The 11,941-nt window shown below is 63.3% G+C and carries 10 protein-coding genes; 1 reads left to right on the top strand and 9 read right to left on the bottom strand.

The window, feature by feature from the left end; genetic code table 11:
* The first annotated feature begins 127 nt into the window (after nt 1-127).
* Nucleotides 128-1,051 carry a LysR family transcriptional regulator gene (locus E8E78_RS02045; RefSeq protein ID WP_049273805.1) on the top strand — a complete coding sequence of 308 codons (924 nt, stop codon included), beginning with the start codon at nt 128-130 and terminating at the stop codon, nt 1,049-1,051.
* 370 nt (nt 1,052-1,421) lie between these two features.
* On the opposite strand, the gene E8E78_RS02040 is transcribed toward E8E78_RS02045, so the two are convergent.
* The 9 genes from E8E78_RS02040 to bioB all read right to left on the bottom strand — a co-directional run bounded on the left by E8E78_RS02040 (nt 1,422) and on the right by bioB (nt 11,936).
* Nucleotides 1,422-3,200: an acyl-CoA dehydrogenase C-terminal domain-containing protein gene (locus tag E8E78_RS02040; protein ID WP_049273803.1), complete on the bottom strand. Its 1,779-nt coding sequence runs from the start codon at nt 3,198-3,200 to the stop codon at nt 1,422-1,424.
* Between the two features lie 124 nt (nt 3,201-3,324).
* Nucleotides 3,325-4,608: a GGDEF domain-containing protein gene (locus E8E78_RS02035; RefSeq protein ID WP_049273801.1), complete on the bottom strand. Its 1,284-nt coding sequence runs from the start codon at nt 4,606-4,608 to the stop codon at nt 3,325-3,327.
* A 267-nt stretch (nt 4,609-4,875) separates the two neighbouring features.
* The gene (locus E8E78_RS02030) at nt 4,876-6,681 is read right to left on the bottom strand and encodes a phenylacyl-CoA dehydrogenase (protein ID WP_049273799.1); all 1,806 of its coding nucleotides are present in this window, start codon (nt 6,679-6,681) and stop codon (nt 4,876-4,878) included.
* 287 nt (nt 6,682-6,968) lie between these two features.
* Nucleotides 6,969-7,265 carry a hypothetical protein gene (locus E8E78_RS02025; protein WP_016497674.1) on the bottom strand — a complete coding sequence of 99 codons (297 nt, stop codon included), beginning with the start codon at nt 7,263-7,265 and terminating at the stop codon, nt 6,969-6,971.
* A gap of 212 nt (nt 7,266-7,477) precedes the next feature.
* Nucleotides 7,478-8,158 carry a dethiobiotin synthase gene (gene bioD, locus E8E78_RS02020; protein ID WP_019472548.1) on the bottom strand — a complete coding sequence of 227 codons (681 nt, stop codon included), beginning with the start codon at nt 8,156-8,158 and terminating at the stop codon, nt 7,478-7,480.
* A 10-nt stretch (nt 8,159-8,168) separates the two neighbouring features.
* On the bottom strand, nt 8,169-8,987 hold the full coding sequence (bioC, locus tag E8E78_RS02015; protein ID WP_280312508.1) for a malonyl-ACP O-methyltransferase BioC: 819 nt from the start codon (nt 8,985-8,987) through the stop codon (nt 8,169-8,171).
* On the bottom strand, nt 8,980-9,711 hold the full coding sequence (locus E8E78_RS02010; protein ID WP_049273797.1) for an alpha/beta fold hydrolase: 732 nt from the start codon (nt 9,709-9,711) through the stop codon (nt 8,980-8,982). Before E8E78_RS02010 ends, bioC begins: the two co-directional genes overlap by 8 nt.
* Nucleotides 9,704-10,876: an 8-amino-7-oxononanoate synthase gene (gene bioF / locus E8E78_RS02005; RefSeq protein WP_016497670.1), complete on the bottom strand. Its 1,173-nt coding sequence runs from the start codon at nt 10,874-10,876 to the stop codon at nt 9,704-9,706. Before bioF ends, E8E78_RS02010 begins: the two co-directional genes overlap by 8 nt.
* A 1-nt stretch (nt 10,877) precedes the next feature.
* Nucleotides 10,878-11,936 (bottom strand): biotin synthase BioB, encoded by a 1,059-nt coding sequence (bioB, locus tag E8E78_RS02000; protein ID WP_016497669.1) that lies wholly within the window; start codon nt 11,934-11,936, stop codon nt 10,878-10,880.
* Nucleotides 11,937-11,941: the final 5 nt, after the last annotated feature.

Genomic DNA, 11,941 nt, shown 5'->3' with positions numbered 1-11,941 from the left:
GTGTTTTTCATCCGGGGTAACAATCGACCCAATGATCGCTGTAACCCGTTGGAATACGGCGATAGACTAGGCTTCGCGAGGGTTTTCGACCATTTCGTTTTTCCAGCATCTTCGATAAGTGTTACTTATGGATTTCCGCCAACTGCGTTATTTCGTCGCGGTGTATGAAGAAGGCCACGTGGGCCGCGCCGCCGAGCGCCTGTCACTGTCCCAGCCGGCACTCTCCCAGCAGATCCGCCAACTGGAACACAGCCTCGATCTGAGCCTGTTCGAGCGCAGCAACAAGCGCCTGCTGCCCACCCTGGCTGCCCACACCCTGTACAACCACGCCTTGCCATTGCTCGATGGCCTGCAGCGCGCCCACGAGGCCATGCGCAACTTCAAGGGCCAGTCGCTTCGCACCTTGGCTATCGGCGTGTTGCAGACCGTGCGGCCGAGCCTGGTGCCACAGCTGCTCGAACGGCTGCGCAAGGCACAGCCGCACCTTGTGGTGCAGATCTACGAGTTGTCGGGGCTGGAGATCGAACGGCGGCTGCTCAACGGCAGCTTGGACATCGGCATCAGCTACCTGCCTCCGCGCCAGCCTGGGCTGCATGGCCTGCTGCTGTACGAAGACGAGCTGCAGCTGGTGATCCCCGATACCCACCCGCTGAAGGATTTCAAGAAGGTGTCCATCCGCCAGGCCGCCGAGTTGCCCATGCTGATGCTGGGCGAGGAGTTCCAGATCCGCCAGATCTGGCAGGCGCAGCTGGCCAGCCAGGGGCGGCGACCACACGTGCAGGCAGAAATGAACAACATGGCGGGGATTCTCGACAGCTTGGCGCACACCGCACTGGCCACCATTCTGCCGGGCCGGGCCAAAGAAGCCGCCGAGGATGATCAGGGCCTGCTGTGGAAGCCGTTGAGCGAGCCGCGGGTGCCGCTGAAGGTTGGCTTGGTGTTCCGCGATGCTCAGCGCCAGCAGGCCTCTGTGGAGCTACTGCGCACGCTGCTGGAGGAGGAGACGGACGCCCGCCTGTTGGGGCCATCACCGCTGGACGTGCTGGCCTGAAAAACACGCGCACAAAGAAAACCCCGCCGAAGCGGGGTTTTCCAGACTGTTTCCCTGTGACATCCGTATCGCCCCGCCATCCTGGCAGGTGGTCCTTCGTCGTCTTCCTTGATCTGTCCTTTGCGCTTCCTGCGCAACGTCCATGTGGTAAAGATTAACCGTGGATCCAATCTGAGAACAGTGGTGAAAAGTCACCACGTCGTGTAGGAAAAAGCTTACAAAGAAGATTCATGCCGTGAATTGGGCTGCTGCGCAGCCCATCGCGGCACAAGGCCGCTCCCACATGGGACCGCGCAACTGTCCAACTCTACGCGATACCTGTGGGAGCGGCCTTGCGTCGCGATGGGCCGCAAAGCGGCCCCAGAATCCGTCAGAACTGCTCGGCATCCAGCAGGTAAAGCGACTCGCTCCCCGCCTTCACCGATGCCACCAGCGAATCCACCCGTGGCAGCAACCGCGCAAAGTAGAACCGCGCCGTCCCCAGCTTGCCCGAGTAGAACGCCTCGTCCCCCTCACCCGCATTGGCCGCCCGCGCCATCAACGCCCACATGTAGGCATAGGCCACATAACCAAAGGCATGCAGGTACTCGACCGACGCCGCGCCGATTTCATTCGGGTTGCCCTTGGCCTGTTCCAGCACCCATTCGGTTAGCCCGTCGAGCTGGTCGAGGCTGGCAGCCAACGGCTTGGCAAACTCGTCCAGTTCGCTGCCAGCACTGGCAATGAACTGGCGGATCTCATCAGAGAACAGCCTGTAGTACGCGCCACCGCTGGCCACCACCTTGCGCCCCATCAGGTCGAGGGCCTGGATGCCGTTGGTGCCTTCGTAGATCTGCGTAATGCGCACATCACGCACCAGCTGCTCCTGCCCCCACTCACGGATATAACCATGCCCACCGAACACCTGCTGGCCATGCACCGTGCTCTCCAGCCCCAGGTCGGTGAGGAACGCCTTGGCCACCGGTGTCAGCAGTGCCACCAGCTCTTCGCTGCGCTTGCGCACGGCGGCGTCTTCGCTGAACTTGGCACTGTCCAGCTGCATGGCTACATAGGTGGAAAAGGCGCGGCCACCCTCGATCTGTGCCTTCATGGTCAGCAGCATGCGGCGCACGTCCGGATGGACGATGATCGGGTCGGCGGCCTTGTCCTTGGCATGCGGGCCGGTCGGGGCGCGGCTCTGCAGCCGGTCGCGAGCGTATTCCACCGCGTTTTGGTAGGAGCGTTCGGCGGAGGCCAGGCCCTGGATGCCAACACCCAGGCGCTCGTAGTTCATCATGGTGAACATGGCCGCCAGGCCTTTGTTCGGCTCACCGACGATGTAGCCCACCGCTTCGTCGAAGTTCATCACACAGGTAGCCGAGGCCTGGATGCCCATCTTGTGCTCGATCGAGCCGCAAGTAGCCGGGTTGCGCGCCCCCAGGCTGCCGTCTTCGTTGACCAGGAACTTCGGCACCAGAAACAGCGAAATGCCTTTCGCACCTGCCGGTGCATCCGGCAGCTTGGCCAGCACCAGGTGAATGATGTTCTCGGTCAGGTCGTGCTCGCCACCGGTGATGAAGATCTTGGTACCGCTGACCTTGTAACTGCTGTCGGCCTGCGGCTCGGCCTTGGTGCGGATGATGCCCAGATCGGTACCGGCATGCGGCTCGGTCAGGCACATTGACCCCGCCCAAACGCCGGCGTACATGTTCGGCAGGTACTTGGCCTTCAGCGCTTCGCTGGCGTGCGCATTGATCGACAGGCAGGCGCCAGCGGTCAGCATCGGGTACAGGCCAAACGCCAGGCTGGAGGCGTTGACCATTTCCTCGACCTGGGCCGAGATGGCCTTGGGCATGCCCATGCCGCCGAACACCGGGTCGCCGCCCACGCCTACCCAGCCGCCTTCGGCGTAGGTGTTGTAGGCCTCGATGAAACCGGCCGGTGTGCTTACCGCACCGTTGTCCCAGTGGCAGCCTTCTTCATCGGCGGCGCGGCTGAGCGGCGCGATGGTCTTGGCGGTGACCTTGCCGGCTTCTTCCAGCACGGCCATGGCCGTATCGGCATCGACTACCTCAGCCAGCCCGGGCAACTGCGCCCACTGCTCGGCCACATTGAAGACTTCATTCAGTACGAAGCGCATGTCGCGCAGGGGCGCTTTATAGTCAGCCATGACAACCTCTCGCTAGTCGGGTCGGGGCGGTCTCGGGGAACCGCGACACTGGGGTTACCGGCAGTGTAACCGAACAACTTTTACGAGACATAGGGTCATCAACTGACCGCACAGTCTTGCCCAGTCACGCCGTACGCACTGCACCGCGCTGCGATTGTTGCCCATGCACCATGACACAATTGCGCCCTGCGCCTTTGGCGCTGTACAGCGCCTGGTCAGCGGATTTGAGCACCGCCTCAGGGTTACGGTGGTCAACCTGGCGCTCGGCCACACCGATGCTGATGGTGACCGACACCGTCCCGCCGCTGTTGCCCGCCCGGCGCTGGCGCCCGCTTGTATCGTCCTGTGGGCGGCTGCTCTGGTCGCGCAGGTGCATCACATAGTTGGCAATCACCTCGCGCACGGCCTCCACGTGGGGCACACATTCCTCGGCGGTCTTGCCGGCGAACACCAGGGCGAACTCCTCGCCGCCATATCGATAGGCGCGGCCACCGCCAGTCACCTTGGACAGGCGGCTGGCGACCAGGCGCAGCACCTGGTCGCCCACATCGTGCCCATGGGTATCGTTGAATTTCTTGAAATGGTCGACATCGGTCATGGCGATCACGTAGTTGCGCCCCAGGCGTTGCATGCGCTCGTTGAGCGCACGGCGCCCCGGCAGGCCGGTCAGCTCGTCACGGAAGGCCATCTGGTAGGCCTCGTGCGCAACCGCTGCGGCGATCATCAACATCACCTGGCTACACATGATGTTCAGGGTGAACGGCAGGATGAAGGTTTGCGGCAGCATCCAGAAAATGCCCAGCAGGCCGGTTATCAACGCAGCGTGCAGCGGCCGCGGTGCGCGCAGGTATTGCACCACCAGCAGGATGAACACGCCGAGGAACAAGGGGTAGACCATCTGGATCAGGCTCATCCACTGGCCATGCAAGGTTGGCCAGCGTATCTCCGCCAGCCAGGTCAGCAGCGCTTCGGGGTAGCTTTTTTCGAGGGCTACCGCCACGCTGCCCACGGCGAACAGCACGGCACCGCGGGCGACCATGTCCTGCAGCAGGTGGGTGCGTTCCTGCCAGGCGCCGTACAGGCCGAACAGCGCGGGCAGCAGCAGGCATACCAGGTGGAAGATCACGGCCGCATCCTCGCGCACGCGGCCATGGTCACGGTAGAAGTCGGTCTGGGTGTCGAGCAGATAGTAGGCGATGTACACCGTGAGCATCATGAACAGCTCACGCTGGCGGCGGTACACCGCGCAGTAGGCACCGCCCAGCAGCAGCACCAAGGTAGGAAGGACGTTGAACAGCGATGTGAAAAAGACGCTGAGGTCTCTCACATAGGCTGCGGCGAGCCCTGCCAGCAACAGGATCAGCGAAGGCAGGAAGTGGCTTGCGCGAACAGCGTTAAGACGAAACAAGGGTAATCTCCAACCCGGCAGATCAATAGTGGCATTGTGCCCTTACTTCATCGGCAGTGCACATGAACAGTTGAATATCAGTTCCGACGCGGCCCCTGTAGGAGCAGCCTTGTGCTGCGAAAGGGCCGGTATGACAGAAGGTTTGCTTTGGCAGTTATGCCCTCTTCGCAGCACAAGGCTGCTCCTACAAGGGATAGGCATCCGGCTGCAGAATGAAAAAACCCGCCTGCCGGTGACGGCAGGCGGGTTTTGGGTACAGCGGCTGAATCAGTACGACAGGCCGAAGTGCTCTTCGTCCATCGCCATCAGGTTGTTGGCGCCCGACAGCATGGTCGCCACATGCGTACGGGTACGCGGCAGGATGCGCTGGAAGTAGAAGCGCGCAGTCTGCAGCTTGGCGGTGTAGAACGCCTCTTCGCTGGTGCCGGCAGCCAGCTTCTCGGCTGCCAGGCGGGCGATGTCGGCCCAGAAGTAGGCCAGGCAGGCGTAGCCGGAGTACATCAGGTAATCCACCGAGGCCGCACCCACTTCTTCGCGGTCCTTCATGGCGGCCATGCCCACTTTCATGGTCAGCTCGCCCCACTCCTTGTTGATTGCCGCCAGCGGTTCAACGAACTCCTTGACCGCTTCATTGCCTTCCTGCGCCTGGCAGAACTTGTGCACGATCTTGGTGAAGCCCTTCAGGGCCTCGCCCTGGGTCATCAGCACTTTCCGGCCGAGCAGGTCGAGGGCCTGAATGCCGGTGGTGCCTTCGTACAGCATGGAGATACGGCTGTCGCGCACGTTCTGCTCCATGCCCCACTCGGCGATGAAGCCATGGCCGCCGTAGATCTGCACGCCGTGGTTGGCCGCTTCGAAACCGACTTCGGTCATGAACGCCTTGGCGATCGGGGTCAGGAACGCCAGCAGGGCGTCAGCCTTTTTGCGCTCTTCTTCGTCCTGGCTGTACTTGACGATGTCCACCTGCTTGGCAGTGAAGTACACCATCGCACGGTTGCCTTCGGCGAAGGCTTTCATGGTCAGCAGCATGCGGCGCACGTCCGGGTGGACGATGATCGGGTCGGCAGCCTTGTCCGGCGCTTTCGGGCCAGTCAGGGAACGCATCTGCAGGCGCTCACGGGCGTACTTCAGGCCACCCTGGAAGGCCACCTCGGCATGCGCCAGGCCTTGCAGCGCGGTACCCAGGCGAGCAGTGTTCATGAAGGTGAACATGCAGTTCAGGCCTTTGTTGGCCGGGCCGATCAGGTAGCCGGTTGCCGCATCGAAGTTCATCACGCAGGTAGCGTTGCCGTGGATGCCCATCTTGTGCTCGATGGAACCACAGCTCACGCCATTGCGCTCGCCCACGCCGCCTTCAGCATTGGGCAGGAACTTCGGCACGATGAACAGCGAAATGCCTTTGGTGCCGGCTGGTGCGTCCGGCAGGCGGGCCAGGACGATATGGACGATGTTGTCGGCCATGTCGTGTTCACCGGCCGAAATGAAGATCTTGGTGCCCGACACTTTGTAGCTGCCGTCGGCCTGTGGTTCGGCCTTGGTGCGCAGCATGCCCAGGTCGGTACCGCAGTGAGGTTCGGTCAGGCACATGGTGCCGGTCCACTCACCGGAAACCAGTTTGGTCAGGTAGGTGTGCTGCTGCTCGGCAGTGCCGTGCGCGGAGATGGTGTTCATCGCGCCATGCGACAGGCCTGGGTACATGCCCCACGACCAGTTCGAACCGCCGACCATTTCGCTCAGGGCCAGGCCCAGCGATTCTGGCAGGCCTTGGCCGCCATGCTCGACGTCATGCGCCAGGCTCGGCCAGCCGCCTTCGACGAATTGCTCATAGGCTACCTTGAATCCAGTCGGGGTTTTAACGCCCGATTCGCTCCAGGTGCAGCCTTCCTGGTCACCGACACGGTTCAGCGGGGCCAGCACCTGCTCACAGAACTTCGCGCCTTCTTCGAGGATCGCATCGACCATGTCGGGCGTGGCGTCCTGGCAGCCCGGCAGGCTCTGATAGTGCGCCTCATAGCCAAGCAGTTCGTCGCGAACGAAGCGGATATCACGCAAGGGGGCTTTGTAATCAGGCATTGCGATGAACCTCTGGGTGAGTTCTGTGGGGGTGACCAGCTCTTGGCGGCCGTCTATCAAACAGTTGTTTGAAACTTACGTTTAGCTCTGGCTTATGTCAAGGAGGGACTATGGTGCCATTTACGCCACGAAAAATGGCGTTTACGCCACGCTCAGAAAAAACGCCGCCTCTGTGGGAGCGGGCGTGCCCGCGAAAGGGCCCGGCCAGACAAAAGAGATGCCTGACCTGACGCATTCGCGGGCACGCCCGCTCCCACAGGGGCTGTGTTTAATTTGAGGGTTGCCTGTCAGGCGTAGGTGTCGATGATCCGACCGAGCATTTCGTCGGATGCCTTGACCACCTTTGCACCAAGCTCGACTTCGGTTTTGCCAACAACCATTTGCACGGTGCTGGTCGCCAGGTCCATCTGCTGGCTGCGATCTACTGCGCGCAGGCGTTCAGCCTGAAAATCGCTGGACTGGCTGGTGGCGGTACGTTCGGCTGTGGTGTTGGCGATCTGGCCTGCGGCCTGATCGACGCGGTTCTGGCCGGTTTGAATCGCACTCAGGCCCGCGTAATAGGCGGAGCTACCGGTGATTTCCATGTCAGGACTCCATTGACGCTGGATAACGAACAGCCCCAATTAAAGCAGGCTGGGCGCGAAAAGGCCCGTTTAAAACCCTAATGGCCTGGTGCCAGTTGATAGGCCTTGGGTATTCCTGCACCGGCCCTATCGCCGGTAAGCCAGCTCCAACAGGTACCACGTAACCCTTCTGGGAGCTGGCTTGCCGGCGATAGGGCCGGGGCTGGGAAAGGCTAATCCAGCAGATCCAGTTGCAGATGCTCAGCCACCATATCGGCACTGGCTTGCTTCAGTTTGGGCACCCGCCCAAGGCAAGGCGCAGGCAAGCGCTCTGCCAGGCTGGCAAGGTTCTCTTCAAGACGCGAAGTACGGGGCTCGATGATGTTCGCCACCCACCCGGCCAATTGCAGCCCATCCCGCTCGATCGCCTCGGCGCTGAGCAAGGCATGGCTGATGCAACCCAACCGCACCCCCACAACAAGAATCACCGGCAACTGCAGGGCAACGGCGAGGTCGGAAAGGTTCTCCAGGCCCGACAGCGGCACACGCCAGCCACCGGCCCCTTCGACCAAAGTGAAATCGGCATTTTGTTGCAGCACATTGCGCATTGCCGCCAGCAACTCCGGAACAGCCAGCGTCACCCCCGCCTCACGCGCCGCCACATGCGGGGCAATGGCAGGCTCGAAGGCAAACGGGTTGACCTGCTCGTATGGCAACTTGATCGTGCTTTCGTCGATCAGCGCCTGGGCATCACTGTTGCGCAAGCCCTTCGGTGTCATGGTGCAGCCGGAGGCCACCGGTTTGGCACCCAGAGTGCTCATGCCCTGCAAGCGCGCCGCGTGCAAAAGCCCGGCGGCGATGGTGGTCTTGCCGACATCGGTATCGGTACCGGCAATGAAATAGGCCTGGCTCATCTCGCTCCCCTTACGCCTGTGGCTTGCGCAACACACCATAGACCACCTGATAGGTGGCTGGCAGCCCCTCAGGCTGGCGAAATGCTTCGTAGGCCTGCAACAGGCCGTGCATGCGGGCCCGACCGGTGAGGCCTGAAGGGCGGCCCGGGTTGAGGTTGTGCGCGCCCAGTGCCTTCAGCTCATGGGTGAGGCTGCGAACATCCGGGTAGTGCAGCACATGCGGGCAGCGCTGCAGCCCAAGTTGTTCAAAGCCGCTGCCGGCACACAGGCGCTGGTAATCCTCGAACCGGCGGAAGCGGTTCACATGCACCAGGCCATCCACGGCCTGCCAGCTGGCACGCAACTCGCCTAGGGTACCCACGCACAGGCTGCTGAAAGCCAGCACGCCACCCGGGCGCAGTACTCGCAACGCCTCTGCAAGCACACAGGCGAACTGGTCGCACCACTGCACGGCCAGGCTGGTGAACACAAGGTCGACACTGGCATCGCGCAGCGGCAAGCGCTCGGCGTCACCGGCCACGTGGTAGTGCGCCCCACCTTGTTCATCCCGCGCGTGGCGCAGCATGCCTTCGGCGATGTCCACTGCCACACCGCTGGCCTGTGCGAAACACTCGGCCAGTTTTCGGCTGAAATGGCCGGTTCCGCTGCCCAGGTCCAGCCAGTGCGAGGGTTGCAAGCCGGCCGGCAACTGCTCCAGCAGGTTCAAACCTACGGCGCGCTGCAAGGCCGCCACGCTGTCGTAGCTGGCCGCAGCGCGGGAGAACGAAGCCGCCACCTGGCGTTTGTCGGGCAATGCGCCGGGCAGGGTCGGACGGGAAAGGTCAGTCATCGCCACTCTCATGCAGGAAACTCTTGATGCCCGCCGCCAGCTCCTGCGGGTACTCCAGCAGGAACGCGTGGGAACTGTCTTCGACCAGGCCCACTTCCACATCCGGCAGCAGCTCGCTCAACGCCTTGGCTGCCTCTGCCGGCACCAGCGCATCGCTGCCGGCAAACAGGTGCAATTGCGGGCCGGCATATGCCTGCAGTGCTTCGCGGGTGTCGAGCTTGGCCAGCACCTCAAGGCCGGTTGCCAGGTACAGCGGGTCGGTCTCCGGCACCCCGACACCCAGTTGGCGCAGCAACGTACGTGGCTGCTGGGCACCATCACTGCACAAGGTACGGAAGCGTTTGAGGGTGACCTGGGTATGGCTGCGGCAGCCGTCGAGGAAGGTGCCGAAGGTGTCTTCGGGCATGCCGTGGGGCCAGTCTGGCCGGGCGACGAAGCTGGGGTTGCTGGCCAGGGTCAGCAGGCCACAGCAGTGGTCGCCGCGCTGGTGCGCCAGCGCGCTGGCCAGCATGCCACCCAGCGACCAGCCACCCAGCCAGACATCGCTGGGCACCTTGCGGTCCAGGTAGTCGACCCAAGCCTGCACATCGCTGTGGTCCAATTCCGGCAGGGGCATCAGCTCTACCTGCAAGCGCGCATCCTGGGCGCGCAGGCTGGCTGCCAGCGGCTCCAGTGAGGCAGTGCCCAGGCCCCAGCCGGGCAGCAATACAAGACGATTACGCATCGGCGTTCTCCAACTGTGGATAACACTCGGCCAATGCATTCAACAATAGCTGCACCTGCGCCTCGCTGTGCGCGGCGCTCAGGGTCACCCGCAGGCGTGCGCCGCCCGCCGGCACGGTGGGTGGGCGGATGGCCGTTACCAGCAAGCCGCGCTCGCGCAGCATGCGCGACAGGCGCAGGGCCTGTGCGCTGTCGCCGATCATGATCGGCTGGATCGGCGTCGGGCTGTCCATCAACGCCAGCCCGATCTGCTGTGCGCCTTCGCGGAACTGGCGAATCAACGCCGCCAGGTGCTCGCGGCGCCAGGTTTCGTGACGCAACAGTTCCAGGCTCTTGAGCGTCGCACAGGCCAGCGCCGGTGGCTGGCTGGTGGTGTAGATGTAAGGGCGGGCGAACTGCACCAGCGCCTCGATGAGCTCTTCGCTGCCGGCAACAAAGGCACCCGCAGTACCGCAAGCCTTGCCCAGCGTGCCGATCAGCACCGGTACGTCATCCACACTCAGGCCGAAGTGCTCGACGATGCCGCCGCCCTGTGCGCCGAGTGTGCCCAGACCATGGGCGTCATCGACCATCAGCCAGGCACCGCGGGCGCGAGCGACATCGGCCAGTGCCGGCAGGTCGGCCAGGTCGCCGTCCATGCTGAACACACCATCGGTCACCACCAGCGTATTACCGACCGCCTTGTCCAGGCGGCTGGCCAGGCTGGCCGCATCGTTATGCAGGTAGCGGTTGAAGCGTGCACCGCTGAGCAGCCCGCCATCCAGCAGCGAGGCGTGGTTCAGGCGGTCTTGCAGTACGGTATCGCCCTGCCCCACGAGCGCGGTGATGGCGCCCAGGTTGGCCATGTAGCCCGTAGAGAAGAGCAACGCGCGCGGGCGGCCAGTGAGTTCGGCCAACGCTTCTTCAACCTGGTGGTGCGGCGTGCTGTGGCCGACCACCAGGTGCGAGGCACCGCCACCGACACCCCAGCGCTCGGCACCGGCCTGCCAGGCGGCGATGACTTCGGGGTGGTTGGCCAGGCCCAGGTAGTCGTTGCTGCAGAAGGCCAGCAACCGCTGGCCGTCGACCACCACTTCCGGCCCCTGCGGGCTCTCCAGCAGTGGCCGCTGCCGATACAGGTCTGCGGCGCGCCGTTCGGCCAGGCGCGCCGCCAGGTCGAAGGCCATGTCAGGCCGAGGCAGCGTTGTAGAACATCTCGCTGCTGCGCTGTTCAACCAACGCCTGCTCGATGGCCGCCTGATGCACTTCGTCGGCGTGCTCTTCACGCGCTTCGGGCTTGATGCCCAGGCGTGCGAACAATTGCATGTCCTTGTCGGCCTGCGGGTTGGCGGTGGTCAGCAGTTTTTCGCCGTAGAAGATCGAGTTGGCACCCGCCATGAACGCCAGGGCCTGCATCTGCTCGTTCATCTGCTCGCGGCCGGCGGACAGGCGCACGTGCGACTTGGGCATCAACAGGCGGGCGACGGCCAGCATGCGGATAAAATCGAACGGGTCGACGTCCTCTTCCTCGGCCAGCGGCGTGCCGGCAACCTTGACCAGCATGTTGATCGGCACCGACTCGGGGTGCTCGGGCAGGTTGGCCAACTGGATCAGCAGGCCGGCGCGGTCGTCCAGCGATTCGCCCATGCCCAGGATGCCGCCGGAGCAGATCTTCATCCCCGCATCGCGCACGTAGGCCAGGGTCTGCAGGCGCTCGCTGTAGGTGCGGGTGGTGATGATGCTGCCGTAGAACTCCGGCGAGGTGTCGAGGTTGTGGTTGTAGTAATCCAGGCCAGCCTGGGCCAGGGCTGCGGTCTGCTCCTGGTCGAGCTTGCCGAGGGTCATGCAGGTTTCCAGGCCCATGGCCTTCACCCCTTTGACCATCTCCAGCACGTAAGGCATGTCTTTGGCAGACGGGTGCTTCCACGCCGCGCCCATGCAGAAGCGGGTGGAACCGATGGCTTTGGCGCGGGCAGCCTCCTCCAGCACCTTCTGCACTTCCATCAGCTTCTGTTTCTCCAGCCCGGTGTTGTAGTGGCCGGACTGTGGACAATATTTGCAATCTTCCGGGCAGGCGCCGGTCTTGATCGACAGCAGGGTCGAAACCTGCACCCGGTTAGGGTCGAAATGCGCGCGGTGCACGGTCTGCGCCTGGAACAGCAAGTCATTGAACGGTTGCTGGAACAGCGCCTTGACCTCGGCCAGGGACCAGTCGTGACGTGTTGTTGCAGTTGTGCTGGCGCTCATCGGCG

This window comes from Pseudomonas sp. BN505 (assembly GCF_029873175.1).
Taxonomy (GTDB): Bacteria; Pseudomonadota; Gammaproteobacteria; order Pseudomonadales; family Pseudomonadaceae; genus Aquipseudomonas; species Aquipseudomonas putida.
This window is presented reverse-complemented; position numbering and strand designations above follow the sequence as displayed.